This is a genomic window from Streptomyces sp. NPDC088747, from assembly GCF_044751025.1.
In the GTDB taxonomy this organism is placed as follows: domain Bacteria; phylum Actinomycetota; class Actinomycetes; order Streptomycetales; family Streptomycetaceae; genus Streptomyces.
In genome coordinates this window covers 256,651-283,611 of the sequence record NZ_JBIVKZ010000003.1, presented here as the reverse complement: position 1 = coordinate 283,611, position 26,961 = coordinate 256,651, and the positions used below count along the sequence as shown (strand labels likewise).

General features: G+C 71.6%; 15 protein-coding genes. 12 read left to right on the top strand and 3 right to left on the bottom strand.

Annotated features, from left to right (window positions below; all coding sequences use genetic code 11):
- Positions 1 to 76: 76 nt before the first annotated feature.
- From ACIP79_RS09630 to moeZ, 9 genes are all read left to right on the top strand, one after another.
- Positions 77 to 1,795 carry an ABC transporter substrate-binding protein gene (locus ACIP79_RS09630; protein WP_401221515.1) on the top strand — a complete coding sequence of 573 codons (1,719 nt, stop codon included), beginning with the start codon at positions 77 to 79 and terminating at the stop codon, positions 1,793 to 1,795.
- 4 nt (positions 1,796 to 1,799) lie between these two features.
- Complete coding sequence (locus ACIP79_RS09625) at positions 1,800 to 2,792, top strand: ABC transporter permease (protein WP_401221513.1); 993 nt, start codon at positions 1,800 to 1,802, stop codon at positions 2,790 to 2,792.
- Positions 2,789 to 3,805: an ABC transporter permease gene (locus ACIP79_RS09620; protein WP_401221510.1), complete on the top strand. Its 1,017-nt coding sequence runs from the start codon at positions 2,789 to 2,791 to the stop codon at positions 3,803 to 3,805. The genes ACIP79_RS09625 and ACIP79_RS09620 overlap by 4 nt, the downstream gene beginning before the upstream one ends.
- Positions 3,806 to 3,894: 89 nt before the next feature.
- The gene (locus ACIP79_RS09615; RefSeq protein ID WP_401222099.1) at positions 3,895 to 5,640 is read left to right on the top strand and encodes a dipeptide ABC transporter ATP-binding protein; all 1,746 of its coding nucleotides are present in this window, start codon (positions 3,895 to 3,897) and stop codon (positions 5,638 to 5,640) included.
- A 172-nt stretch (positions 5,641 to 5,812) separates the two neighbouring features.
- Entirely contained in the window at positions 5,813 to 7,594 is a 1,782-nt protein-coding gene (locus tag ACIP79_RS09610; RefSeq protein ID WP_401221507.1) for a DUF3492 domain-containing protein, read from the top strand.
- A complete protein-coding gene (locus ACIP79_RS09605) occupies positions 7,591 to 9,117 on the top strand; it encodes a hypothetical protein (RefSeq protein ID WP_401221505.1) in 1,527 nt (508 codons plus the stop codon). Before ACIP79_RS09610 ends, ACIP79_RS09605 begins: the two co-directional genes overlap by 4 nt.
- 527 nt (positions 9,118 to 9,644) lie before the next feature.
- Entirely contained in the window at positions 9,645 to 10,604 is a 960-nt protein-coding gene (locus ACIP79_RS09600) for an NAD-dependent epimerase/dehydratase family protein (RefSeq protein WP_383685526.1), read from the top strand.
- Positions 10,592 to 11,341 (top strand): spherulation-specific family 4 protein, encoded by a 750-nt coding sequence (locus tag ACIP79_RS09595; protein WP_401221501.1) that lies wholly within the window; start codon positions 10,592 to 10,594, stop codon positions 11,339 to 11,341. The genes ACIP79_RS09600 and ACIP79_RS09595 overlap by 13 nt, the downstream gene beginning before the upstream one ends.
- 63 nt (positions 11,342 to 11,404) lie before the next feature.
- The gene (gene moeZ / locus ACIP79_RS09590; protein ID WP_383685524.1) at positions 11,405 to 12,583 is read left to right on the top strand and encodes an adenylyltransferase/sulfurtransferase MoeZ; all 1,179 of its coding nucleotides are present in this window, start codon (positions 11,405 to 11,407) and stop codon (positions 12,581 to 12,583) included.
- 62 nt (positions 12,584 to 12,645) lie between these two features.
- Here moeZ and ACIP79_RS09585 read toward each other — a convergent pair whose 3' ends face one another.
- The 3 genes from ACIP79_RS09585 to ACIP79_RS09575 all read right to left on the bottom strand — a co-directional run bounded on the left by ACIP79_RS09585 (position 12,646) and on the right by ACIP79_RS09575 (position 18,752).
- On the bottom strand, positions 12,646 to 14,199 hold the full coding sequence (locus ACIP79_RS09585; protein WP_401221499.1) for an alpha/beta hydrolase: 1,554 nt from the start codon (positions 14,197 to 14,199) through the stop codon (positions 12,646 to 12,648).
- Positions 14,200 to 14,315: 116 nt separating this feature from the next.
- Positions 14,316 to 15,860, bottom strand: coding sequence for an alpha/beta hydrolase (locus tag ACIP79_RS09580; RefSeq protein ID WP_401221496.1), 1,545 nt, complete (start codon positions 15,858 to 15,860; stop codon positions 14,316 to 14,318).
- Between the two features lie 165 nt (positions 15,861 to 16,025).
- Positions 16,026 to 18,752 carry a lysylphosphatidylglycerol synthase domain-containing protein gene (locus ACIP79_RS09575; protein ID WP_401221493.1) on the bottom strand — a complete coding sequence of 909 codons (2,727 nt, stop codon included), beginning with the start codon at positions 18,750 to 18,752 and terminating at the stop codon, positions 16,026 to 16,028.
- Between the two features lie 186 nt (positions 18,753 to 18,938).
- Here ACIP79_RS09575 and ACIP79_RS09570 point away from each other — a divergent pair, with 186 nt between their 5' ends.
- The 3 genes from ACIP79_RS09570 (at position 18,939) to ACIP79_RS09560 (ending at position 26,961) form a co-directional block, all read left to right on the top strand.
- On the top strand, positions 18,939 to 19,304 hold the full coding sequence (locus tag ACIP79_RS09570) for an MGMT family protein (protein WP_383683301.1): 366 nt from the start codon (positions 18,939 to 18,941) through the stop codon (positions 19,302 to 19,304).
- Between the two features lie 306 nt (positions 19,305 to 19,610).
- A complete protein-coding gene (locus tag ACIP79_RS09565) occupies positions 19,611 to 23,243 on the top strand; it encodes an ATP-dependent helicase (RefSeq protein ID WP_401221490.1) in 3,633 nt (1,210 codons plus the stop codon).
- 142 nt (positions 23,244 to 23,385) lie between these two features.
- Positions 23,386 to 26,961, top strand: coding sequence for a UvrD-helicase domain-containing protein (locus ACIP79_RS09560; RefSeq protein WP_401221487.1), 3,576 nt, complete (start codon positions 23,386 to 23,388; stop codon positions 26,959 to 26,961).

The following is a 26,961-nucleotide window of genomic DNA, read 5'->3' as shown; positions in this document are numbered from 1 at the left end:
GCGATTTCCGCGGCTCTCCTGCCCGCCGCGACGTCGTCGCGCGGCATTCTCCGAATTACCTGAGGGGTCTGTTCCCATGCGTCAACCGTCCGTCATAGCGCGCCGAGTGGCCGCAGTGTCCGTCAGCCTCGCCGTGGCAGCGGGTGCCGTGGCCTGCGGGCCCGAGGACAACGATGCCGACGCGGGCGGCGGCGACGCCAAGCCGCAGAAGGGCGGCACGCTCACCGTCCTGAACTCGAACCCGCAGAGCGACTTCGACCCCGCGCGGCTCTACACCTCAGGCGGCGGCAACGTCCCCTCCCTCGTCTTCCGTACGCTCACCACGCGCAACCGCGAGGACGGGGCCGCCGGCGCCCAGGTCGTCCCCGACCTCGCCACGGACACGGGCCGCCCGAGCGAGAACGCGACCGTGTGGACGTACACCCTGAAGAAGGGCCTCAAGTACGAGGACGGGACCCCGATCACGTCCGCCGACGTCAAGTACGGCATCGAGCGCTCCTTCGCCGCCGAACTGTCCGGCGGCGCGCCCTACTTGAGGGACTGGCTGATCGGCGGCGCCGACTACGAGGGGCCGTACAAGGACAAGAAGGGCCTCGACTCGATCGAGACGCCGGACGACCTGACCATCGTCTTCCGCCTCAACAAGCCGGAGGGGGAGTTCCCCTACCTCGCCACGCAGACGCAGTTCTCGCCCGTCCCGGAGGCCAAGGACAAGGGCACGAAGTACGAGGAGCACCCGGTCTCCTCGGGCCCGTACAAGGTCGTCTCGAACGAGAACGACGGTGAGCGGCTGATCCTGGAACGGAACACGTACTGGTCCGCCTCGACCGACGCCGAGCGCAAGGCCTACCCGGACAAGATCGACGTACGGTCGGGGATCGACTCCTCCGTCATCAACCAGCGGCTCTCCTCGTCCCAGGGCGCGGACGCCGCCGCCGTCACCACGGACACCAACCTCGGCCCGGCCGAACTCGCCAAGGTCACCGGCGACAAGGAACTCGCCGCACGGGTCGGCACCGGGCACTTCGGCTACACCAACTACATCGCCTTCAACCCGAAGGTGAAGCCGTTCGACGACCCGAAGGTGCGGGAGGCCATCTCGTACGCCGTCGACCGGACGTCGGTGATCAACGCGGCCGGCGGGTCGTCGCTGGCGGAGGCCGCGACCACGTACCTGCCGGACCAGAAGTCCTTCGGCTACACGGCGTACGACCACTTCCCGGCCGGCGCCTCGGGCAACCCGGAGAAGGCCAGGGAGTTGCTGAAGGAGGCCGGTTACGCGAACGGGCTCACGGTCACGCTCACCCACTCCAACGCCCAGGACTTCGAGACCAGCCCGGAGATCGCGACCGCCGTCCAGGACGCCCTCAAGAAGGCCGGGATCACCGTCAAGCTCGACGGACTCGAGGACAACGACTACAGCGACAAGATCCACAGCGTCAAGACCGAGCCCGGCTTCTTCCTCGCCCACTGGGGTGCCGACTGGCCCTCCGGCGGTCCCTTCCTCGCCCCGATCTTCGACGGACGGCAGATCGTCGAGGACGGCGCCAACTTCAACACGGGCTTCCTCAACGACAAGTCGGTCAATGACGAGATTGACGCGATCAACAAGTTGACCGACCTTGACGAGGCCGCCAAGCGCTGGGGCGCCCTGGACAAGAAGATCGGTGAGCAGGCACTCACCGTGCCGCTGTTCCACCCCGTCTACAAGCGGCTGTACGGCAAGGACATCAAGAACGTCGTGATCAGCGACTGGACCGGCGTGCTGGACATCTCCCAGGTCGCGGTGAAGTAGCGCCGTGAGCGAGGCACTTGTCGCCTCCGAGGCCCCCGGGACGGACACGTCCGTCCCGGGGGCTTCCGGGGCCCGTCAGTTCTGGCGGCGACTGCGCGCACAACGCGCCGCCCTCGTCGCGGCGGCCGTCGTCGCGCTCCTCGTCCTGGTCGCGCTCGCCGCACCGCTGCTCACCGCGATCGAGGGCCAGGACCCGACCAGCTACCACCCCGGCCTGGTGGACTCCGCCCGCGGCGGCGTGCCCGTCGGTCCGTTCGGCGGCATCAGCGGCGACCACTGGCTCGGCGTCGAACCGCAGACCGGCCGCGACCTGTTCGCACGGCTCGTGTACGGCGCCCGGGTCTCCCTCGGTGTCGCGTTCGCGGCGACCGTGGTGCAGGTGTTCATCGGTGTCGTCCTCGGTGTCGCCGCCGCCCTCGGCAATCAATGGGTTGATCAACTGTTGAGCCGCGTCACGGACATCATCCTCGCGATGCCGCTGATGATCGTGTCCCTCGCGCTGCTCGCGATCGTGCCCAGCAGCTTCCCCCGGCCCCTGCTGGTGGCGCTCGTCATCGGTCTGGTCGCCTGGGGCTCCACCGCGAAGATCGTGCGCGCGCACACGTTGACGCTCAAGCAACTCGACTACGTGGCAGCGGCCCGGCTCAGCGGCTGGGGCTCCTGGCACGTCGCCCGCCGCGAACTGCTGCCCGCCCTGGCCGCTCCCGTCATCACGTACGCGGCCCTGCTCGTCCCGATCAACATCACCGTCGAGGCGGCCCTCAGTTTCCTCGGCGTCGGCGTGAAGCCGCCGACCCCGTCCTGGGGACAGATGCTGACCGCGGCCGACATCTGGTACCAGGCGGCGCCGCAGTACCTGCTGCTGCCCGCCGGCTCCCTGTTCGTCACCGTGCTCGCGCTGACCGTCCTCGGCGACGGGGTGCGCACCGCCCTCGACCCGCGCGCGGCCTCACGGCTGCGGGTGGGCACCGGCCGCAGGCGGGAGGCCAGGGCATGAGCGGCCTGGTGGGGCCGAGTGGCTTCGCCGGCTTCGTGCTACGGCGGCTGGTCGGCGCCGTCGTCACCCTGCTCGCGATCTCCGTGATCATCTACCTCGTCTTCTACGTCGCCCCGGGCAACGTCGCGCAGATCACCTGCGGTCCGCGCTGTTCGCCCGCCCAAGTGCACCAGGTGGCCGAGCAGTTGAACCTCGACGACCCGCTCTACCTGCGCTACTGGCACTTCCTCCAGGGCATCGTCGTCGGCCACGACTACTCGACGGGCACGTCGGTGGAACACTGCGACGCGCCCTGCCTCGGGCTCTCGTACCAGAGCGACGAGCAGGTCACCCGGCTGATCTGGGCGAAACTGCCCGCCACCTTCTCGCTGGTGATCGGCGCGGCCGTGCTGTGGCTGGTCCTGGGCGTCGGCACGGGCGTGCTGTCGGCCTGGCGGCGCGGCCGGATCACCGAGCGCGTGCTGACCGGCGTCACGCTCGCCGGCACCGCCACGCCGGTCTTCGTCATCGGACTCGTGCTGATGATCGTGGTCTGCGGGCAGTTGCAGTGGCTGCCCTTCCCGCAGTACGTGCCGTTCACCGAGGATCCCGAGCAGTGGGCGTGGAACCTGCTGCTGCCCTGGCTGGCCCTCGCGCTGATCGAGGCCGCCAAGTACGCCCGCCTGACCCGGGCGTCGATGCTGGAGACGCTCGCCGAGGACCATGTGCGCACCTTTCGCGCGTACGGCGTACGGGAGCGCTCGATCATCGGGCGGCACGCCCTGAGGGGCGCCGTCGCGCCGGTCATCGCGCTGACCGCCAACGACTTCGGGTCGGCGATCGGCGGTGCCGTGCTCACCGAGACGATGTTCGGGCTGCCCGGTCTCGGGCGCGAACTCGTCCACGCGGTCAATGTCGTCGACCTGCCGGTGGTCGTCGGCATGGTCCTGGTCACCGGCTTCTTCGTGGTCCTGGCCAACGCCGTCGCGGACGTGCTGTTCGCGGTGGCCGACCGACGGGTGGTGCTGTCGTGAGCTCCGACAGCCGTTCCGGCAGTGGTTCCGAGATCGACTTCGCCGTCGGTCCTGGCGCCGGGCCCCATGGTGACCCTGGCGCCGGTCTGGTGGAAGTCAGCGGTCTCACGGTCGAGTTCGGGGATCTGCGTGCCGTCGACGGGCTCTCCTTCCGGCTGGAGAAGGGGGCCGCGCTCGGTCTCGTGGGTGAGTCCGGCTCCGGCAAGTCGACGGTGGCGTCGGCCCTGCTGGCGCTGCACCGGGGCACCGGGGCGCGCGTCGGGGGAGCGGTGCGGGTGGCGGGCCTGGACGTCCAGGCCGCCTCCGACGACGAACTGCGGCGGCTGCGCGGCGCCAAGGCCGCCATGGTCTTCCAGGATCCGCTGTCGTCCCTGGACCCGTACTACGCGATCGGCGCCCAGATCGCCGAGGTGTACCGGGTGCACACGAGGGCCTCCCGGCGTGCGGCACGCGCGCGTGCCGTCGAGGTGCTCGACCGGGTGGGCATCCCGGACGCCGCGCGCAGGGCCCGTTCGCGGCCGCACGAGTTCAGCGGAGGGATGCGCCAACGCGCGCTCATCGCCATGGCGTTGGCCTGCGAGCCCGAGCTGCTGATCGCGGACGAGCCGACGACCGCCCTGGACGTGACCGTGCAGGCCCAGATCCTCGACCTCCTGCACACCCTGCGCGAGGAGACGGGCATGGGGTTGCTGCTGGTCACCCATGACGTGGGCGTCGCCGCCGAGAGCGTCGACGAGGTGCTGGTGATGCGGCACGGGCGCGCCGTCGAGCACGGGGCGGTCGGCGCGGTGCTCGGCGCTCCGGGGGAGGCGTACACGCGTGAGTTGCTGGCGGCGGTGCCGCGCGTGGATGGGGGGCGAGCCGATCCGGGGGGTCGGAGGGGCGGCCCGGGGCGGGTGCCGCCGCAGGTGGCGGGTTCGGGCTCTCGCGCGGGATCGGGCTCTCGGGTGGATTCGCAGGCGGGCTCGGGCTCGGGTTCGCGCTCGGGTGCCGGCTCTGCCTCCGACCGGCGCTCCGGCTCGGACGGTGCCGTGCTCGAAGCCGTCGGGCTGCGGCGCGAATTCGGCCGCGGGAAGCGGCGGTTCACGGCCGTGGACGACGTGTCGCTCACCGTCCGGCGCGGGGAGACTCTCGGCGTCGTGGGGGAGAGCGGCAGCGGCAAGACCACGCTGGGACGGATGCTGGTGGGGCTCCTGGAGCCGACGGCGGGCACGGTCCGCTACGCGGGCCGGGAACAGGCCGGGGTGAACCCCGCCGTCCAGATGGTCTTCCAGGACCCGGTCTCCTCGCTCAACCCCCGGCGCAGCGTGGGGGAGTCCATCGCCGACCCGCTGCGCGCGGGTGGAGAACGCGACGAGGGGCGCGTCCGGGGGCGCGTACGGGAGTTGCTGGAGCGCGTGGGGCTCGAAGGGGCGCATTACGACCGCTACCCGCACGAGTTCAGCGGCGGACAGCGCCAGCGCGTCGGCATCGCGAGGGCGCTCGCCGCCGAGCCGCACGCCATCGTGTGCGACGAGCCGGTCTCCGCGCTCGACGTCACCACCCAGGCCCAGGTGGTCGCGCTGCTCGCCGAACTGCAACGCGAACTCGGTCTCGCCCTGGTCTTCGTGGCCCACGACCTCGCCGTGGTACGGCAGGTCAGCGACCGGGTGGCCGTGATGCGGCACGGGCGGATCGTCGAACACGGGCCTGCCGACGAGGTGTACGGGTCCCCGCGCGACCCGTACACGAAGCAGCTGCTGGCCGCCGTACCGGCGCTCGATCCGGAGGTCGCGGCCCAACGCCGCGCCGCACGCAGGGCACTGGCCGTAGCCCAGCGAAACGTGACTGCTTGATCCCTTAGCGCGAGCGAACGCGGCCTGCGCGGGAAAGTTACGACCGTTCACCCCTTCTGGTGGCGCGATGGACAACCGTCCGTCGCGCCACCGTCATGTCCGCATACGTTCGTCCCGCTGCGAGCCGCCGGGTCAACGGCGGCTCCCCACAAGGGAGATCGGGGGTGCACTCGTGCGCATCGGACTGCTTACGGAGGGTGGCTATCCGTATGTGAGCGGTGACGCCAGGCTCTGGTGCGACCGGCTCGTACGCGGGCTCGGGCAGCACGAGTTCGACATCTACGCGCTCAGCCGCAGCGAGCGCCAGGAGGACGAGGGCTGGATCCAACTGCCGCCGCAGGTCAGCCGGGTACGGACGGCGCCGCTGTGGATGGCCGAGGACGACGGTGTGGTGTACGGGCGCCGGGCGCGGCGACGGTTCGCCGAGGCGTACGGGGAGTTGGCCGCGGCGATGTGCGAGGGGGCCGAGGCGGCGACCGCCGGCGCGGGGGTTTCCGGTCCCGCCGGGGGTGCCGACGGCTCTCCCGCCGGGGGTGCCGACGGCTCGGGGGGCGGCGCCGACGCCGAGGCGGACCGTTTCGGCAGCGCGCTCTACGAACTCGCCGAACTCGCCCGCGACGAGGGCGGTCTGATCGGAGCACTCCGCTCCGAGGGCGCCGTACGTGCGCTGGAGCGCGCCTGTCGTGCGCCCGGCGCACTACGTGCGGCACGCGCCGCCCGCGTGCCCGACCTGCTCACGGTCGCCGCCCATGTCGAACGAGCGCTGCGGCCCCTGTCCCTCGACTGGTACGAGGGCGACGGGCTCGACTCGGTCGACCTGTGCCACGCGACGGCCGGCGGCACGGCGGCACTCCCCGGCCTCCTCGCGCGGCACTTCTCCGGGGTGCCCCTGCTCGTCACGGAGTACGGCGTGCAGTTGCGGGCGCACTACCTCGCGTCCGCCGCCGTCGGCGACGTCCCCGCCGTACGGGCCCTGCTCGCCGCGTTCCACGGCAGGCTCACCAGCGAGGTGTACCGCGCGGCGGCGGTCATCACGCCAGGCAACACACACGCCCGCCGCTGGCAGGAGCGGTGCGGCGCCGACCGCGCCAAGCTGCGCACCGTCTACCCGGGCATGGAGGCCTCCCGCTTCGCGGAGGTCGGGGAGGGCCAGGAGACGGCCGGATACGCGGACCCGGAAACACTCGTGTGGGTCGGCCGTATCGAACCCGCCAAGGACCTGATCTCGCTGCTGCACTCCTTCGCCGAGATCCGCAAGGAGGAGCCGAAGACCCGGCTGCGGATCGTGGGGGCGCCCGCCGACGGACCGGAGGGCGCGACCTACCTCGCCCACTGCAAGGCACTGGCCGCGCAGCTCTTCCCCGACGAGGCGACTGGCGTGCACGCGGTCGGCGACAACCCGGTCTCCTTCGAGGAGATCGGCGGCCCGGAGGTCCCCAGCCTCCCGGAGGCATACGCCTCCGGGGCCCTGATCGTCCTGTCCAGCGTCGTGGAAGGCTTCCCGATCAGTCTCGTGGAAGCCATGTTCTGCGGTCGCGCCACCGTCTCCACGGACGTGGGCGCGGTCGTCGAGGTCATCGGCGGTACGGGCCTCGTGGTGCCGCCACGCAATCCACGGGCGCTCGCCGAGGCGTGCGTGGCCCTGCTGCGCGACCCCGAGCGCCGTGAGCGCCTCGGCGCCGCCGCCCGCGCACGTGCCCTCGAACTGTTCACCGTCGAGCAGAACATCACGGCATTTCACGGCATTTACCTGGATATTGTTTCGCACTCCCCGCTACGGCGCGTGGTCGTCGACGAGACGGGGGAACCGCTCCCCTTCGGAGTCCCCGCCGAGGCCCACGTGCCCGGCCGCTGGACCGAGGCCCGCCTGATGCCCACGGGCCGCCCGCGCTGGGCCGCCGACGCCCCGGTACGCGCGACGGTTCCCGTCCCCGCCGGGGAGAGCGCCTCATGAACGAACTCGGAGAACTGGACCGGCCGGGACGCCCCAACAGCCCCGGCGCCTGGGACGCGCGGTCGGAGGAGTGGCTTGTGACGGGGGTCGGCGAGATGGACGTACGGCTTGAGAGGGATGAGGGGGAGCCGGTATCGGCTCCGGTAGCGGTTCGTGAAGTCGCGGGCGCGGAGCTGGTTGAAGGATTCGGGTCCGGGTCCGGGTCCGGGTCGGGGTCGGGGTCGGGGGTCGGTGAGGTGGCCGGGGGGCGCGGGGTGGGTCGGGCGCACGATGTCGACGGGTTCGGTGCGGGCCGTGTCGGCGATGCGGGCAGTGCCGACGGTGGGGGAGCGCTGGGCGCACCCGGCGTGCTCGGCGTGCGCGAGGGGGCGGGGTCGGCGGGTGAGCCCGTCGACGGGGTTCCGGAGGTGCTCGGCGGGGCGCGGGACAGTGCGGGTGGTGCCGCGCGTCGGTCCAGCGGCCGCCGCGCCGGCGTGGACCCGGTGAAAGCCCTGATGCACCGGCACCGGGAGCTCTGCGAGCGGGCCGTGGACCCGCTGGAGATCGCTGCGGGCCTTGAGGCGCACGGGGTGACCGACCGGACCGCCGCGCGGTTCCGGCACCGGGACGTGTTCTCGCTCGCCGAGGAGCTGTACGCCCGCGTGCCCCGTGACGGGGAGCCCGCACGGCGCCCGGCATCCCCCGCACGTCCCGGAGGGCGCGCCGACTGGGCCGTGCTCGCGCTGCTGCCGGGTGCCCTGTGCGCTGCCGCCGTGACGGGACTGCGGCTCACCGAAGGGCGACCGCGCCTGGCGATCGCCGTGATCGGCGCCCTCGCCGTCGCCTTCGGTCTGCGTGTCGCCCTCAGCCGTGGCCCCCTGAGCGTTCATCACCACACGACGAACTCCACGCGCGCGTGGACATGCTGGCTGATCGCGTACGCCCTCCTCGGCGACGGGCTCCTGCGTGCCGGCGTCGAAGGCGGCCCCGACGGCCCCTGGCCCCTGGCCACCGCCCCGGTCCTCGCGCTCGCCCTGGGCTGCGCCCCGGCGGCCTGGTGCGCCCACCTCTTCGCCGTACGAGCCCGCCGCAAACTGGCCGCCAGCCGCGGTCTGGAGGAGTTCGCCTCCTCCGTGAAACCCCTGCTCCTCGGGGTGTTCGGGCTCTTCCTGTGCACCTTCATCGGACTGCTCGCACTGTGCGGGGCGGCGCTCGGCGAACCCGTCCCCTACGCCGGTGCCGGGGCCCTCGGCACGCTGCTCCTGCTCGCCCGGCTGCTCGCCGCTCGCGGTTTCACCCACGCCCCGGCCGTCGTCCTGGCCACGGCCGGCGTGGCCGAGGCCCTCTCCCTGGCAGCGGTCTTCGCCGGCCGCCTCCCCGGCTGCGCGTTCCTGTCCGTCCCCGTCGACACCCTCGTGGGGGCCTGGGGACTTGGCGCCGTCCCGGCCCTGGCGTGCGCCACCGCCACCCTCGTCCTCCTGCTCCACTCCACCCGCACCCTGACCCGCGCCTCGGCCCACGCCCAGACCGGCGAGGCGGCATGAACCGACGAGCGGACGTCCAGTACCACCGGCGGAGCTGCGACCGTCCCGCGTCGCGGACCGGCGCCGACACGGGAACCGGGACCGCCACCCGTATCGCCACGGGACCCGCGACCGCTACCCGTGTCGATACGGAAACCGGGCCCGCTGCCCGTGCCTGGGCAGGCGCGCACGTCGTGAACGGCACCGCGCCGGCGCTGGGACTCCGCACACCTGGGCGGCACCGGGCCGCACTGGCGCCCACACCGGGACCGATGCCAGGACCGGCCCGTTCGCAGGCCCACGAACCGACCCGAGGCGTCGTCCGCGTCCACCGAGATCGGTGCGTTGCGCCACGACCCGAAACCTGGCTCACGGTGTCCCCCACCGCTGTGAGCCACGCCCGGCGGCCGGGGTTCACCCCCCGTCCCCGGCACATCGCTCCCGCGGGGCCGACACCGCGGGCCCTCCCCTTGACCCACGGCATCACCCGAAGGAGAACGCCAGATGATCACCTCCCGAACCGGAGAATCCGCCCCGGGAGCCGCCCGATGAGGGTCCTGCTGATCGGAGCCAACGGCTACCTCGGCCGCTTCGTCGCCGACAGGCTGCTCGCCGACCCGGCCGTGCAGCTCACCGCGCTCGGCCGGGGCGACGACGCCGACGTACGGTTCGACCTCGCGTCCGGCAGCCCCGGCGCGCTCACCCGCTTCCTGGACGCGGTGCACCCGGGAGTCGTCGTCAACTGCGCCGGCGCCACCCGGGGCGGCGCCCGCGAACTGACCCGGCACAACACCGTCGCCGTCGCCACCGTCTGCGAGGCCCTGCGCCGCAGCGGCTGCGGAGCACGCCTCGTGCAGATCGGCTGCGGCGCGGAGTACGGACCCAGTCAGCCCGGCTCCTCCACCGCCGAGGACGCCGTGCCACGCCCGGGTGGCCCGTACGGCGTGAGCAAACTCGCCGCCACGGAACTCGTCCTCGGGTCCGGCCTCGACGCCGTCGTCCTACGGGTGTTCTCACCCGCGGGGCCCAGCACCCCGGCGGGCTCCCCGCTCGGCCGCCTCGCCGAGGCCCTGCGCCGCGCGATGCAGTCCGGCGACGGCGAACTCAAACTCGGCGGACTCGGCGTCCAGCGCGACTTCATCGACGTACGCGACGTCGCACGCGCCGTCCACGCCGCCTCGCTCTCCGCCGCACAGGGCGTCATCAACATCGGCTCCGGCCGTGCCGTACGCCTCCGTGACGCCGCCGCCGTACTCGCCCGTGTGGCCGGCTACGGCGGTGCGCTGCACGAACTCGACGGACCTCCCAGCCCCGTCAGGCCGACCATCGGCCACCCCCGCGGCGAACCGGACCACGCGGCCCCGGTCGCGTACCCCTACCCGGACGGCTGCGGCAGCTGGCAGCAGGCCGATGTGCGCACCGCACGCGACCGGCTCGGCTGGCGGCCCCGGATCAACCTCGAAGAATCCCTCGCCGACATCTGGATGGAGGCGGCATGCCGTATCTGACCAGCACCACAACGAGCACCACGAGCACCGACCTGGGCCTCCGCTTCGGCATCCCCGGCTATGCGCACCCCCTCGTCGCTCCCGTCGAATGGGCCCAACTCACCCGCCCCGGCACCCCCTTGCACTGGGTCGTCCTCAACGTGGGCAACGGTCCCGGCATCCGCCCCGACCCGCACTGCCTCGAAGCCGCCGGACGGCTGCGCAACGCGGGAATCCGGGTGCTCGGGAACCTGGACACCGCGCACGGCGCGCGCCCCTTCGGCGAACTGGCCTCCGACGCCCACCGGTATCTCGACTGGTACCAGGTCGACGGGTTCCTGCTGGACCGCTGCCCCACCGAGCGCGCCATGCTCCCCGAGGTCCGCCGCACGGTCACCACACTCCGCGCGCTCCGCGACGACACACACATCGTGCTGGGCCACGGCAGTCATCCGTATCCCGGATACGCGGAGAACGCCGACCAGTTGGTCACCTTCTCCGGCTCCTGGAGCGACTACCGCTGGTCGCAGGTCGCCGAGTGGACCGCCGACTACCCGCCCGAGCGCTTCTGCCACTTCGTGCACGGCGTACCGCGCGGCCATCTCGACGAAGCACTGCGCATCGCCCGCTGGCAGGGCGCCTCGACGATCTACTTCACCGATCGCACGGACCGCGGCGGCCGCGCCGATCCCTGGGAGACCATGCCCGGCTACTGGGACGAGATCGTCTCGCGGATCGGAACGGGTGTCTCGGAATGAAGAAGGGCGTGGCAGTGTTACGGGGAGAACAACTGTAGTGATTGACCGACCAACGGAGTCCCCGTGTCGCTGCCACCCCTGGTCGAGCCCGCCGGCGAGCTCACCGTAGACGAGGTCCGCAGGTACTCCCGCCACCTGATCATCCCCGACGTGGGCATGGACGGGCAGAAGCGGCTGAAGAACGCCAAGGTGCTCTGTGTGGGCGCCGGCGGCCTCGGATCGCCGGCGCTCATGTACCTGGCCGCGGCGGGCGTGGGCACGCTCGGCATCGTGGAGTTCGACGAGGTCGACGAGTCGAACCTGCAGCGCCAGATCATCCACAGCCAGGCGGACATCGGCCGCTCCAAGGCCGCCTCCGCGCGCGACTCCGTCCTCGGCATCAACCCGTACGTGAACGTCGTCCTGCACGAAGAGCGGCTCGAAGCCGAGAACGTGATGGACATCTTCAGCCAGTACGACCTGATCGTCGACGGCACGGACAACTTCGCGACCCGCTACCTGGTCAACGACGCGGCCGTGCTCCTCAACAAGCCGTACGTGTGGGGCTCGATCTACCGCTTCGACGGCCAGGCGTCCGTCTTCTGGTCGGAGCACGGCCCCTGCTACCGCTGCCTCTACCCGGAGCCCCCGCCCCCCGGCATGGTCCCCTCCTGCGCCGAGGGCGGTGTCCTGGGTGTGCTGTGCGCGTCCATCGGCTCCATCCAGGTCAACGAGGCGATCAAGCTCCTCGCGGGCATCGGTGAGCCGCTGGTCGGCCGTCTGATGATCTACGACGCCCTGGAGATGCAGTACCGCCAGGTCAAGGTCCGCAAGGACCCCGACTGCGCGGTCTGCGGTGAGAACCCGACCGTCACCGAGCTCATCGACTACGAGGCCTTCTGCGGCGTCGTGTCCGAGGAGGCCCAGGAGGCGGCCGCCGGCTCGACGATCACTCCCAAGCAGCTCAAGGAGTGGATCGACGACGGCGAGAACATCGAGATCATCGACGTCCGCGAGATCAACGAGTACGAGATCGTCTCGATCCCCGGCGCCAAGCTGATCCCGAAGAACGAGTTCCTCATGGGCACCGCCCTGGAGACCCTTCCGCAGGACAAGAAGATCGTCCTGCACTGCAAGACGGGTGTCCGCAGTGCGGAAGTCCTCGCTGTCCTGAAGTCCGCGGGCTTCGCGGACGCGGTGCACGTCGGCGGCGGTGTGATCGGCTGGGTCAACCAGATCGAGCCGGACAAGCCGATCTACTGAGCAGACGCTCCGCCGGTGGCGGGGGTTCCGGACACCGAGGGTGTCCGGAACCCCCGCCACCGTCATGAACAGACCTTGCCGTCCTTCGGCACCGTGCCGTTCAGCAGATAGCCGTCCACCGTGGAGTCGACACAGTCGCTCCCGCTTCCGTAGGCCCCGTGTCCCTCGCCCTTCCAGGTGAGCTCCACACCGACGTCCTTGCCCAGTTCGTCGGCCATCTTGCGGGCGCCCTCGTACGGCGTCGCCGGGTCGCCCGTGTTGCCGACGACCAGGACGGGCTCGGCCCCCGGTGCGCTGACCTCCGGGTTGTCGTACTGCCCGGCCACCGGCCAGTCGTGGCACCAGCCCGCGGTGTCCCAGCCCAGGAAGGCGCCGAAGACGGGCGAGATCTTCTCGAACTCCGTCAGCAGCTTCTTCGTCTCCTCGGGAGTCGGCCGCTGCTTGTCGTCCAAGCACGATATGACCCGTTGGGAATGCGTCGTCGTGCCGTAGTTCCCCGAGGAATCGCGGTCGTTGTATCCGTCTGCCAGCGACAGCAGCTCCGAACCGTCCCCGTCCTCGGCCGCGCTCAGCGCGCTGGTCAGCGTCGGCCAGCCCTGCTCGCTGTAGAGCGGCAGGACGATGCCGGTCAGGGCGAGCGTCTGGGTGAGGTCGCGTCCGGAGGAGGTCGGCAGCGGCTTCGAGTCGATCCGCTTCAACAGGTCCGCGATCTTCTGGGAGCCCTGCTTGGGGTTCTGGCCTGTGGACTTGAGGTAGTTGTCCAGGGCGCGCTGGAAGCCCAGGGTCTGGTTCTTGGCATGGCCCACGGTGTCGGCGCTGGGGTCGACGACGGCGTCCAGCACCAGGCGTCCCACGTTCTTCGGGAACAAGTGGGCGTACACACCGCCGAGTTCGGTGCCGTACGAAATGCCGAAGTAGTGCATCTTCTGGTCGCCGAGGACCTGACGCATCAGGTCCATGTCGCGGGCCGTGTCGGTCGTCGAGACGTGTGACAGCAGCTTGCCCGCGGCCTTCTCGCAGCCCTTGCCGAAGTCCGTGGCGTCCTTGAGGAAAGCCGTCTCCTCGGCAGCGTCGTCCGGTGTGGCGTCCACCGACTCGGCGGCCTGGATGTCCTTGTCGCTGCGGCAGCGCACGCCCTCACTGGCGGCGACCCCGCGCGGGTCCCAGCTCACCAGGTCGTACCGCGCGTGGAGCCGGCCGACGGCACTCTCGTACGAAGGCATCGAGGAGACGCCCGAGCCGCCGGGGCCGCCGAAGTTGAAGAGGAGTGAGCCGATGCGGTCGCTCTGGTCACCGCTCGCCTTCGAGCGGATCAGCGCGAGGCCGATGGTCTCGCCCGTCGGCTTCGCGTAGTCCAGGGGGACTTTGAGCGTGGCGCACTGCCAGTCGCCGCCCGGTGCGGGGGAGTCCGAAGTGCCCTTGCAACTTCCCCAGTCGAGCTTCTGCGAGGTGAGGGAGGCGGGCAGGCCGGAAGGGGTGGCGGAAGAGGGCGCGGCGGCCGACGGGCTGTCGCTGTTCTTCCCCTCGTCCTCGCCGTCGTCGGACGAGCCTCCGCCGCAGCCGGCCACCAGCAACGCGGTGGCGGCCGCGGCCGTCCACCGGATGAATCGCGTCATGAACTTCCCCCCTCGCCCGTGGTCCGCCGGATGTCGCGGATCACATGCAGGCCATACTAGGCGCCCGCCGTCCGCACCCCGCACGCCCTGTGGATAACCGTTTGACCTGCGGTTTTCTAGGAGCAAACGGTTCCCGCCGAGGGCACGGTGCCCTCCAGCAGATATCCGTTCACGGCGTTCTGCACGCACTTGTTCCCGCTGTCGTAGGCGCCGTGTCCCTGGCCCTTGTAGGTCAGTTCGACGCCCACTCCCTCGCCCAGCGCGTCCACCATCTTCCTGGCCCCCTCGTACGGCGTCGCCGGGTCGCCGGTGTTTCCCACGACGAGGATCGGCGCCGAACCGGGTGCGCTCACGTCGGGGTGGTCGGCGGCGCCCGCCACCGCCCAGTCGGTGCAGCTGACCATGCCCCAGGCCAGATAGTCGCCGAACAGCGGTGAGGCGGCCCGAAACGCCGGAAGCCTCGATTCCACGAAGTCGGAGGTGTACCGCGGCTTGTCGTCGGCGCAGTTGATGGAGATGTTCGCCGCGGTGATGTTGCTGTACTGCCCGTTCTGGTTGCGCCCGTTCATCGAGTCCGACAACAGCATCAGCACCTTGCCGTCGCCGTCGTACGCCTGCTCCAGCCCTTCCGTCAGGTACTCCCAGAAGTCCTTGGAGTACAGGGCCTGCGCGATGCCGTTGGTCGCGGCGGTCTGGGTGAGCTGCCGTGGGAAGGAGCCGGGGATCGGCTTGCTGTCGAGGTCCGTCAGCAGTTTCGCGATGCGGTCCTTGACGTCCTGGGCGGAGTCGCCGATGGGGCAGTCCTCGGTCTTCGAGGTGCAGTCCTCGGCGAAGTTGTCGAGCGCGAGCTGAAATCCCTCGGCCTGCCCGAGCGACCCCTGCTCCGGCGTCTGTGTCGGATCGACGACTGCGTCGAACACCGCCCGGCCCACGTTCTTGGGGAACAAGTGTGCGTAGACGCCGCCGAGTTCGGTGCCGTAGGAGATGCCGAAGTAGTGCAGCTTGTCGTCGCCGAGGACCTGACGCATCAGGTCCATGTCGCGTGCCGCGTCCGTGGTGCGCAGGTGCGGGAGGGTCCTGCCGGAGTTCTTCTCGCAGGCCGAGTTGAAGCCCTTGGTGTTGGCCAGCAGCTTCTGCCGCTCGGCGGAGTCGTCCGGAGTGGCGTCCTGCTGAAAGTACTCGTCGAGCTGGTCGTCGCTCTCGCATCGCACACCGGCGCTGCGGCCGACCCCGCGCGGGTCGAAGCTCACCAGGTCGTAGCGGGTGCGCAGTTTCGCGTAGTCCTCGCCGAAGGCGGGCAGCGTGGTGATGCCGGAGCCGCCGGGGCCACCGAAGTTGAAGACGAGCGAACCGACGCGCTTGCTCTGGTCCCCGCTCGTCGTCGCCCGGATCAGCGCGAGCCCGATCGTGTCGCCCTTGGGCTCGGCCCAGTCGAGGGGCGTCTTCAGGGTGGCGCACTGCCACTGCGTACCGCCCGGGAGGGGTGAGGGAGCGCTCCCGCCGCCCTCGGACCCGGACGGCGCCGGGCAGTCCTTCCAGCTCAGCTTCTGGGCCGTCAGATCCTCGTCCGTGGAGTCGTCGCCGCAGCCCGTCATCAAGGAGGACAACAGGACGGCGGTGACGGTCAGGGCGGCGGCGCGCAGCTGGGGAGGGTTCGGCATGTTCCCCATCCTGCGGTCGGGCGGGGCACGGCGCTCGGGGCGCGAGCCGTGTGGGTGAGGTCACGCTGCGCCGCGTACGAGAGGCCCCGGGCGGTGCGAGGAGTCGCGTGGTGGACGGCCCTCGCAGGGGCATATGCCGCTACGGGAAGTCCGGCCCGCCCGGGACTAGAGGGCGCCCTTGCGTGTCAGGTGGTTGAAGAAGAGCCATCCCGGCAGGACAGGGATCCACAGGGTCAGCAGCCTGTACAGGAGTACGGCGGGTGCGGCGACCTCCTTGGGGAGGCCGACGGCGATCAGGCCGACCGTGAGGGTCGCCTCGACCGCGCCGACGCCTCCGGGGGTCGGCGCCGCGGAACCCAGCGCGTTGCCGGCGAGGAAGACGACGGCCACGCTGGCGAGGCTGAGGGAGGCGGTCTCCTCGTGGCCGAACGCGCGGATCGACGCGTCCAGGCACATCACGAAGCAGGCGGTGAGCAGCAGCATGCCTCCGATGCCGGTGATCAGCTTCTGCGGCCGCTGGAGCACGTCGAGCATGCGCGGCACGACGCCCGCGAACAGCGACCTCACGCGCGTGGAGACGAACTTGCGCAGGAACGGCACCGACGTCACCACGAGGACCAGCACGGCGACTGTGAGCAGTCCCGCGATGACCGTCCTGGACGGCGACAGGGACGGTGTCTTCTCGGTGCCGGTCAGATAGCCGAAGGAGAGCAGCATAAGGATGTGGCAGCCGAGTCCGAACAGCTGCGAGGCGCCGACGCTCGCCACCGCGAGTCCGGGCCGCACCCCGGCGCGTTGCAGGAAGCGTGTGTTGAGGGCCACACCGCCGACCGCGGCGGGCGCCACGATCTTCACGAACGAGCCCGCCACCTGCGCCGCCACGGTACGCACGAAGGGCACCCGCTCGGGCACGAAGCCGAGCAGGCTCATCGCCGCCGCGAAGTAGCTCAGCGCCGAGAACAGCACCGCAGCGGCGACCCAGCCCCATTCGGCGTCGTCGAAGAGGGTCCCGAACTCGATATGGGTGAGCTGCGTCAGCAGGAAGTACGCGCCGATCGCACCGGCGATGAAACTGATCAGAGTGCGCGGCCGGACCCGCTCCAGGCGGGCCGGTTCGACCGGGGCCTGCGGCCTGATCAGCAGTACCTGGTGGCGGATCTGGGTGAGCAGGTCCTCCTCGCGCGCCTCGTCCAGCGCGTCGTCGATCGCCCGCTTCTCGGCCCGCTGCTCCGCGCGTACGGCCTTCTTGTCCGGCTTTTCCAGTACGGGCGCGGTGTCTTCCCTGGTTTCCTCGGCGCGGGCGAGTCTGTCTTGCCGGGAGGCCTCCAGGACCGCGTCGCGCTCGCGCTGGGCGCGTTCCCGGGCGAGTCGGCGCAACGTCGCGCGCGTGGAGCGCGTCAGCGCGATGGGCTGGAGCATCGGCAGGCAGTCGGCGACCGTGTCCGGGCCCAGTACGCCGACCGCGGAGGCCACCGCCCGCTCGGCGCCCACGCGCAGCCCCAGCGTGGTGACCAGCTGGGCGATGTCCATGCGCAGCAACAGGTCTCCGGCGGCGATCTCGCCGCCGCGCAGATCGGTGAGGATCACCGTGCCGGAACGATCCACCAGGATCGCGTCACCCGCGAGTCTTCGGTGCGCGATGCGCCGGGACTGGAGCGCCTGCACCTGATGCCAGGTGTCGCGCAGGAGATCGTCGGTGATCAGCTCGTCGGGCAGCGAATCGAGGGTGTTGCCGCCGGTGTGCTCGTAGACGAGCATCACGGCGTCCGGGCCGAGTTCCGAGGTCGCGATCAGCTTGGGCGCGTTGGCCCCGGCGGCGATGGCCGCGTAGGCGAGGAGCGCCTCCTGTTCGAGGGCCTGGCGCAGGGACTGGAGGCTGCGCCGGGTGGTGATGCCGCGCAGGGTGAGCCGTCGCCACACGCGGTAGAAGAACCCCTGCGCCTGTTGCTCGCGGTCGACCACCGTGACGTCCAGAGGTGGGCCGTCCTCCAGGGTGACGAAATAACGCCGGCCGCGGTCGCCGTTCTCCGTGGCGGACTCGTGGACCTCCTCACGGGCCGCCGTCACCGGGTGGAAGCCGACGTGCCGCAGGCCCGCCATCAGCGTCCGCCCGGTGGGCCGCACGTTCGGCGAGCCGACCGCGTACAGCGTCCCGTAGGCGACGGTCCAGCCGAGCAGCACCGTCAGGATGATCGAGAACGGTGTCGTGTAGCCGGTGACCAGCATCGAGAAGGCGTCGAGGAGCAGCACCACCCACAGGACCGCGCGCCAGCGGGGTCTGCGGGACATGCCGACGGCCGTCATATACGCGATGACCGGCGCGAGATAGCCGTGCACCGGGTCGGTGAGAGCGTGGATGTCGCCCGGTGAGGGCTGGGTCAGGGCTTCCTGGATGGAGTCGGGGGCCGCCTTCGCGACCCACAGATCGGTGGCGAGTGTCACTCCGTGCGCGAGGACCGCGGCGAGGACGCCGTCGGCGATGCGCAGCCCGTCCCGCTTGATCAGCCGCTCGATCGCGAACGCGACCGGCACCAGAAGGATCGCGATGCTCGACGCCAGACCGGCGATCTTGATCAGCAGATCGGGTGCCTGGCCCGTGCCCTTGTTGATGTCCTGTTCGAGCCCCGAGGTGGTGCCGTGCGCGAACGCGGCGATGGCCAGCAGCAGCACGATCGCGAGGATCCCGACCAGCAGGCGCATCAGATCCGACGGACGGTGCACGCGCGCGGGGAGCAGCGGTTCGTCGCCCTCGACCTCGTCGCTGTGGACCTCGTCCACGCAGTCGACGGTCGGGTCGTCCCGCTTCTTCTCGGCGGCTTCGGAGGCGTCAGGGCGCGACGGAGCCTCGGAGGTGCCCTCCGTGCCTTCGGGGTGCACGTCCTGCTGACTCATCGACTCTTCTTGATCTCGTATCACCGGTCACCGCCCGCACGATGGTGGCATGCTCCACCGACACACGGGGGCATCAGGGTGCAAATGCGGGGGCGCACAGTCTGCCCGAAGCGCCGCGTCGGGGCGAGGAATACGCACAGTCGTCACCGCGTCGCGTTGTCGGTGGGGTGGTGCAGGATGGGTCGGATGAGCGAGGAGAGCCTTCCGGCGGACGACCTGCCGGAGTACGCCGAGCGGGTCCTTGAGGTCACCGAACTGATCCCCTCCGGGCGTGTGATGACGTACGGGGACGTCGCCGAGTGGCTGGAGGAGGGCGGCCCGCGCCAGGTGGGCCGGGTGATGGCCCTCTACGGAGGAGCGGTCCCGTGGTGGCGCGTCACCCGCGCGGACGGCGTGCTGCTCCCCGGCCACGAACTCGAGGCGCTGGCCCGCTACCGCGCGGAGGGCACGCCCCTGAAGGAGTCGAGCAGAGCCGCCACCGGACATCTGCCGCGCCTCGACATGAGACGGGCGCGATGGGACGGCGGCGAACGCGCGGAGAGTCACACCTGACAGCTTCCGGTATTCGACGGGCGCAGGGAGAACCTGTGGCCCGTACGGGGGAAGCGCGGCACGTCCCCGACATGCCGTACGTTCGAGGAACGGGGGACGCACGGGGCCCTTGGGAAGAAGGGGAAGTCCTCCTTCCTCGGTGCTCACCGGCGTAGCGTCGACGACGCCCATCCCTCTCGCCCCACGGCCACCGCACCGACCGCGCGGCACGCCAGGGACGTGCCGCTCGACCACCACTCCCGCGAAAACGGTGCTCAGCGCCGACAGTGACGATCCCCAGCACAACCACCAGGACCGGCGAACCACGTGAGCTCCTCTTCATCCACCAGGCGCCTGTCGCACCCCCATGTGCGACAGGGGACCCGTGGCGCGTACCGACTGGTTCGTACCCCGCCGGTCCGGGTGGATCCCCCTCGTCTTGACGCGGGACAGCGCTCGGTGGTTGACCACAAGGGTGGCCCACTGCTCGTTCTCGCGGGCCCTGGCACCGGAAAGACGACCACGCTGGTCGAGTCCGTGGCGGGCCGGATCGCACGGGGCGGCGACCCGGAGCGGATCCTGGTGCTCACCTTCAGCAGGAAGGCCGCCGTCGAGCTGCGCGACCGCATGGCGCTGCGCATAGGCGCAGCACGCGCCCCTCAGGCGACCACTTTCCACTCCTTCTGCTACGCCCTGGTCCGCGCCCACCAGGACAGCGAACTGTTCGCGGAACCTCTCAGGCTGCTGTCGGGTCCCGAACAGGACGTCGCCGTGCGTGAGCTGCTCGCGGGTCAGCCCTACCTGGAGCGCCTGGGTCTCGCGCATGTGCGCTGGCCGGACGACCTGCGGGCCTGTCTGACCACACGCGGCTTCGCGGACGAGGTCCGCGCGGTCCTCGCCCGTAGCCGTGAGCTGGGCCTGAGCCCCGACGCCCTGGACGCCTTCGCCGCGCGCATCGGCCGCCCCGACTGGGGTGCGGCGGCGGCCTTCCTCGCCGAGTACCTCGACGTTCTCGACATGCAGGGAGTCCTCGACTACGCGGAACTCGTCCACCGCGCGGTGCTGCTCGCCGGCCGCCCCGGCGTCGCCGAACGGCTGGCCGCGCAGTACGACGCGGTCTACGTCGACGAGTACCAGGACACCGACCCGGCGCAGGTACGACTGCTGCGGGCCTTGGCGGGCGGTGGCCGCACGCTGGTCGCGTTCGGCGACCCGGACCAGTCGATCTACGCCTTCCGGGGTGCCGACGTGAACGGCATCCTGGACTTCCCCGACGCCTTCCCGCGCGTGGACGGCCGCCCCGCGCCGGTCGAGGTCCTCAGGACGTCGCGCCGCTCGGGCGCCGCGCTGCTGGGCGCCACCCGTCTGCTCACCCAGCGCATGCCGCTGACCCGGCTTCCGGCGGAGAAGGTCCGGGCCCACCGCGAGCTGTCCCCGGTGCGGGACGGGGGCCGGATCGAGGTCATCACCTACCCGACGTCCGGCACTGAGCTCGACAACATCGCCGACATCCTGCGCCGTGCCCACCTGGAGGACGGCGTCCCCTGGGGCGAGATGGCCGTCCTGGTGCGCGCCGGTTCCCGCACGATCCCGACGATCCGACGGACGCTCACCGCGGCCGGCGTGCCGCTCGACATCGACGGCGACGACCTCCCGCTCCGGCACGAACCGGCGGTCGCGCCACTGCTCACGGCGTTGCGGGCGGTGGCGCGGGCGGAGGGGGGCGCGGAGGGCGACACCGGTGCGGGTGTGGACGTATCCGCGGGGGATGTGGCGGGGGAGGTGCCGCCTGCCGAGGACTCGGCCGGGGAGGTGCCGGCCGAGGACGCTGTGGGAGGCGTGAACGCCGGAGAAGACGCGTCCCTGGGAGACGCGTCCCGCGACGATGCGTCCCCCGATGATGCGGCCCGAGACGATGCGGCCCGGGACGACGCATCCGCGGCGGCCGCCGATAACGCCGACTCACACGAGCCCCAGGGGTCCCAGGAACCTCGTGATTCCCAGGAGTCCCAGGAGTCCCAGGAGTTTGCTGAATCGGCTGTATCGGACGAACCGACCGAGTCCGTCCCGTCGGACCCGGACACCCCCTGGCTCGACACCGAAACCGCCCTCACCCTGCTCGCCTCGCCGCTCGCGAGCATGGACGCCGCCGACCTGCGGCGCCTGGGCCGCGCACTGCGCGAGGAGGAGCGGGCCGCCGGAAACCACGTCCCGGCGCCCTCCGACGAACTCCTCGCCCGCGCGCTGGCCGAGCCGGAGCGGCTCGTCGCGCACGACCCGGCGTACGCCCGCGGCGCCCAGCGCCTCGGTGCGCTGCTGCGGAAGGCGCGGGAGCGCCTCGCGGGCGGCGGGACGGCCGAGGAGGCGCTCTGGGACCTGTGGGAGGGCACCCCGTGGCCCCAGCGCCTGGAGCGGGCCGCCCGGCGCGGTGGCGCGGCCGGACGCAACGCCGACCGTGATCTCGACGCCGTGTGCGCTCTCTTCGCGACCGCGAGCCGCGCGGAGGAACGCATCGGCGGCCGCGGCGCCCTCAACTTCCTGGAGGAGATCGAGGCCCAGGACATCGCCGCCGACACGCTCACCCGCAGGGCCGTACGCCCCGACGCCGTACGTCTGATGACCGCACACCGTTCCAAGGGCCTCGAGTGGCGTCTCGTCGTCGTGGCGGGCGTCCAGGAGGGTCTGTGGCCGGACCTGCGCCGCCGCGGCTCCCTGCTGGAGGCCGACCGCATCGGACGCGACGGCCTCGCCGAACCCCTCACACCCGGAGCGCTCCTCGCCGAGGAGCGCCGTCTGTTCTACGTGGCCGCCACGCGCGCGCGTGAACGCCTCGTCGTCACCGCCGTGAAGGCCCCGGCCGACGACGGCGACCAGCCGTCCCGCTTCCTCACCGAACTCGGCGTCGAGCCCAAGGACGTCACCGGCCGCTCGCGCCGCCCGCTGTCCGTCGCCGCGCTGGTCGCCGAGCTGCGCGCCACGACCGTCGATCCGCGTGTCTCCGAACCCCTCAGGCAGGCCGCGGCCCACCGTCTGGCCAGACTCGCCGCGCTCGGCGACGAGGACGGCCGCCCCCTGGTCCCCTCCGCGCACCCCTACCGCTGGTGGGGCCTGTACGAGCCGACCGAGAGCAAGATCCCGCTGCGCGACCGCGACCAGCCCGTCGTGCTCTCCGGAAGCGCTCTCGACCAGCTCGCCAACACCTGCGCCCTCCAGTGGTTCCTCGGGCGCGAGGTGAAGGCCGACGCGCCCGCGACCGCCGCCCAGGGCTTCGGCAACGTGGTGCACGTCCTGGCCGACGAGGTCGCCTCCGGGCGTACCCCGGCCGACCTCGCCGTCCTGATGGAGCGCCTCGACTCCGTGTGGAACGCGCTCGCCTTCGACGCACCCTGGAAGTCCGCGCAGGAGAAGGAGCACGCGCGCGTGGCGCTCGAACGCTTCCTGAAGTGGCATGTGATGGACCGCACCGGGCGTACGCCGGTGGCCAGCGAGCACGACTTCGACGTGACCCTCGAAGCGGGCGAGTACGAGGTGCGCATCCGCGGCTCCATGGACCGCGTCGAGACGGACACCGAGGGCCGCGCCTACGTGGTCGACTTCAAGACCGGCAAACAGGCGCCGAGCGCCGCCGAGGTGGCGCACCACCCGCAACTCGCTGTCTACCAGCTCGCCATCGGGGAGGGCGCCGCCGACGACGCCTTCGACGGCGTACGGCCCGAACCGGGCGGCGCCGAACTCGTCCAGCTGCGCCAGGGCGCCCCCAAGAAGAACGGCGGCGAGACCCTTCCCAAGGTGCAGGCGCAGGAGCCTCTGGAGGGCGAGTGGGTCGGTGACCTGCTCGCCACCGCGGCGGGCAAGGTCCTCGACGAGCGGTTCTCACCCAAGACGGGCCAGCACTGCACGCACTGCGCGTTCCGGGCGTCGTGCAGCGCGCGGCCCGAGGGGCGGCAGGTGGTCGAGTGACGAGCGGGCGGGTGCCTGAGGCGAGTGGCGCCGGGGGCGCGTGACCGGCCGAGCCGCGGGGCCCGTGCGCGGAAACCGCCGCGACGTGCGTGACGTATCGCACCACCCCTGTTGACCAGCGCATCTCTCGGCTCCACGGCCGATGTGGCCCCCGCTGTCAGTGCGCGCCGCTAGCCTCTCTGACGTGCCAGCCCGTATCACCGACCCCGAGCAGCTCAAAGAGCTCCTGGGCATCCCTTTCACCCCGGAGCAGACGGCCTGCATCACCGCACCGCCCGCCCCGCAGGTGATCGTGGCCGGAGCCGGTTCGGGCAAGACCACGGTGATGGCGGCGCGCGTCGTGTGGCTGGTCGGCACCGGACAGGTCGCCCCCGAGCAGGTCCTCGGCCTGACGTTCACCAACAAGGCGGCCGGTGAACTCGCCGAGCGCGTCCGTAAGGCACTGATCAGGGCCGGCGTCACCGACCCCGACGTGATCGACCCGGACAACCCGCCCGGAGAGCCGGTCATCTCCACGTACCACGCCTTCGCGGGCCGTCTGCTGACCGACCACGGCCTGCGCATCGGCCTCGAACCGACGTCCCGCCTGCTGGCCGACGCCACCCGCTACCAGCTCGCCGCGCGCGTGCTGCGCGAGGCGCCGGGCCCCTACCCGGCGCTCACCCGCTCCTTCCCCGACCTGGTCGGTGACCTCCTCACGCTCGACTCGGAGCTGTCCGAACACCTCGTACGCCCCGAGGACCTACGCACGTACGACGCCGAACTGCTGCGGTCCCTGGAGAGCGCCAAACTCTCCAACGCCGAGCTCCGCAAGGTTCCCGAGGCGGCGGCGGCCCGGCGCGAACTCGCCGAGCTGGTGGTCCGCTACCGGGCGGCCAAGCGCGAACGCGACCTCCTCGACTTCGGCGACCAGATCGCCCTGTCCGCCACGCTGGCCCGCACCCGCCCCGAGGTCGGAACCATCCTGCGCGACGAGTTCCGCGTGGTCCTGCTGGACGAGTACCAGGACACGTCCGTGGCCCAGCGCGTCCTGCTCGCCGGTCTCTTCGGCGGCGGCACCGGCCACCCGGTGACCGCGGTCGGCGACCCCTGCCAGGCGATCTACGGCTGGCGGGGAGCCTCCGTCGCCAACCTCGACGACTTCCCCGAGCACTTCGCGCACCCCGACGGCCGCCCCGCGAACCGCCAGGCACTCAGCGAGAACCGGCGCAGTGGCGGACGTCTCCTGGAACTCGCCAACGGCCTCGCCGAGCCCCTTCGCGCCATGCACGCGGGCGTGGAGGCACTCCGCCCCGCCCCCGGAGCCGAGCGCAACGGCCTGGTCCGCTGCGCGCTGCTGAGCACCCACGCCGAGGAGATCGGCTGGCTCGCCGACTCGATCGCCCATCTCGTCCGCACCGGGAAGGCGCCCGGCGAGATCGCGGTCCTGTGCCGTACGGCGACGGACTTCGCCGAGATCCAGGGCGCGCTCGTCGCCCGTGACATTCCGGTGGAGGTGGTGGGCCTCTCCGGGCTGCTGCACCTTCCCGAGGTCGCCGACCTCGTCGCCGTCTGCGAGGTCCTCCAGGACCCCGGTGCCAACGCCTCCCTCGTACGCCTGCTCACCGGCCCCCGCTGGCGCATCGGCCCGCGCGACCTGGCCCTCCTGGGCAGGCGCGCCCGACTTCTCGTGACCCACGCGCGCGTGGGCGCCGACGACGATCCGGACCGCCGGCTCGCCGCGGCCGTGGAGGGGGTCGATCCGGCCGAGGTGATATCGCTCGCGGACGCGCTCGACACCTTCCTGGAGACGCCCATCGAGGCGGGAGGTGACGACGACGGACTGCCCTTCTCGCCCGACGCACGGGTGCGTTTCGCCCGGCTCGCCGCCGAGCTGCGCGACCTGCGCCGTTCGCTGGCCGACCCGCTGATGGACGTCCTGCATCGGGTGCTCGCCGTCACCGGCCTGGAGGTCGAACTCTCCGCGTCGCCGCACGCGCTGGCCGCCAGGCGCCGCGAGACACTGTCGAACTTCCTGGACGTCGCCGCGTCCTTCGCCGCCGGTGACGGAGAGGCCACCCTGCTGGCCTTCCTCGGCTTCCTGCGGACCGCCGCGCAGTACGAGAAGGGCCTCGACAACGCCCTCCCAGGTGGCGAGAACACCGTCAAGGTGCTCACCGCGCACAGGTCCAAGGGCCTCGAATGGGATGTCGTCGTGGTCCCCGGCCTCGTCACCGGTACCTTCCCCAGCACCCAGGGCCGCGAGAAGTGGACCGCCCAGGGCAAGGTCCTGCCGCACGAGCTGCGCGGAGACGCCGACACCCTGCCCGACATCGACACCTGGGACGCCAGGGGCATCAAGGCCTTCCACGAGGCCATGAAGGACCACCAGCACACCGAGGAACTCCGTCTCGGCTACGTCACCTTCACCCGCCCCCGTTCACTCCTGATCGGCTCCGGCCACTGGTGGGGGCCCTCCCAGAAGAAGCCACGCGGCCCCTCGGACTTCCTGCACGCCCTGTACGAGCACTGCGCGACCGGACACGGGGAGATCGAGGCCTGGGCCGACGAACCCGCCGAGGACGACGAGAACCCCGCCCTCCTCGACGCGTCCGCCGACCACGCCTGGCCGCTTCCGCTCGACGACGCGGCACTCCTGCGCCGCCGGGCGGCCGCGGAGACCGTACTCGCCCACCTGGAGCGGGTCGCCTCCCACCAGGAGGCCCACCCAGGGGCCGCCCACGGCCCGGCCACGGCTCCGACCTCGTCCGCGCTCCCGCCCCGGTCCTCGCACTCTCTCTCGTCCTCGCACGAAGACCCTGAGTGGCCGCCTCCGCCCGAGGACGACGACCCCCCGGACCCCGCAGAGGAAGACGGCTCCGACTGGGACTCCTGGACGGAGGACCGCCCGACGGTTCCGCACCAGGCATCCGCCCCCGAGGCCCGCCCTCACCCCGAGGACCCGGAGCGCCTCACTCCCGAGGAAGCCCGCACGCTCGCCTCCTGGGACCGCGACCTGGACGCGCTCACCGGCGAGCTTTTGCGGGCTCGCGCGGGCGTCACCGACGTACCCCTGCCGTCGTCGCTCACCGCGTCGCAGGTGCTGCGCCTGGCCGCCGACCCGGACGGCCTGGCACAGGAGCTGGCCCGCCCCATGCCGCGCCCCCCGCAACCCGCCGCGCGCCGGGGCACCCGATTCCACGCATGGGTGGAATCCCGCTTCGAAGAGCTGCGGCTTCCCATGCTGGAGCCGGAGGAGCTCCCCGGCAGTGAGGCCGAGATCGCCGACGAACGCGACCTGGAGGGCCTGAAGGACGCCTTCGAACGCAGCCCGTACGCACACCGCACGCCCTACCGCGTGGAGGTCCCCTTCCAGCTCGCCATCGCCGGACGCGTCGTACGGGGCCGTATCGACGCCGTCTACCGGGAGACCGGCGACAACGACGCCGCCCGGGGGCAGGGCGGTGACGGCACGACGTACGAGATCGTGGACTGGAAGACCAGCCGCGGTCGCACCGCGGACCCCCTCCAGCTCGCCGTGTACCGCCTCGCCTGGGCGGAGCAGCGGGGAGTGCCCCTGGAGTCGGTCCGAGCGACGTTCCTGTACGTCCGCAGCGGAGAGGTCGTCAGGCCGGACGACCTCCCCGACCGTGCCGCGCTGGAGCGCCTGCTCATGGAGGGTCCACAGGAAGAGGCGGCCGGGGAACCGCCGGACGAACACGCCTCCGTGGGCGGTTAG

Bases quoted from the DNA above. Each gene is read 5' to 3' on its own strand.
- ACIP79_RS09630 (WP_401221515.1), top strand. From the start codon at position 77: ATGCGTCAACCGTCCGTCATAGCGCGCCGAGTGGCCGCAGTGTCCGTC.
- ACIP79_RS09620 (WP_401221510.1), top strand. From the start codon at position 2,789: ATGAGCGGCCTGGTGGGGCCGAGTGGCTTCGCCGGCTTCGTGCTACGG.
- ACIP79_RS09605 (WP_401221505.1), top strand. From the start codon at position 7,591: ATGAACGAACTCGGAGAACTGGACCGGCCGGGACGCCCCAACAGCCCC.
- ACIP79_RS09600 (WP_383685526.1), top strand. From the start codon at position 9,645: ATGAGGGTCCTGCTGATCGGAGCCAACGGCTACCTCGGCCGCTTCGTC.
- ACIP79_RS09595 (WP_401221501.1), top strand. From the start codon at position 10,592: ATGCCGTATCTGACCAGCACCACAACGAGCACCACGAGCACCGACCTG.
- ACIP79_RS09585 (WP_401221499.1), bottom strand. From the start codon at position 14,199: ATGACGCGATTCATCCGGTGGACGGCCGCGGCCGCCACCGCGTTGCTG.
- ACIP79_RS09580 (WP_401221496.1), bottom strand. From the start codon at position 15,860: ATGCCGAACCCTCCCCAGCTGCGCGCCGCCGCCCTGACCGTCACCGCC.
- ACIP79_RS09575 (WP_401221493.1), bottom strand. From the start codon at position 18,752: ATGAGTCAGCAGGACGTGCACCCCGAAGGCACGGAGGGCACCTCCGAG.
- ACIP79_RS09570 (WP_383683301.1), top strand. From the start codon at position 18,939: ATGAGCGAGGAGAGCCTTCCGGCGGACGACCTGCCGGAGTACGCCGAG.
- ACIP79_RS09560 (WP_401221487.1), top strand. From the start codon at position 23,386: ATGTGGCCCCCGCTGTCAGTGCGCGCCGCTAGCCTCTCTGACGTGCCA.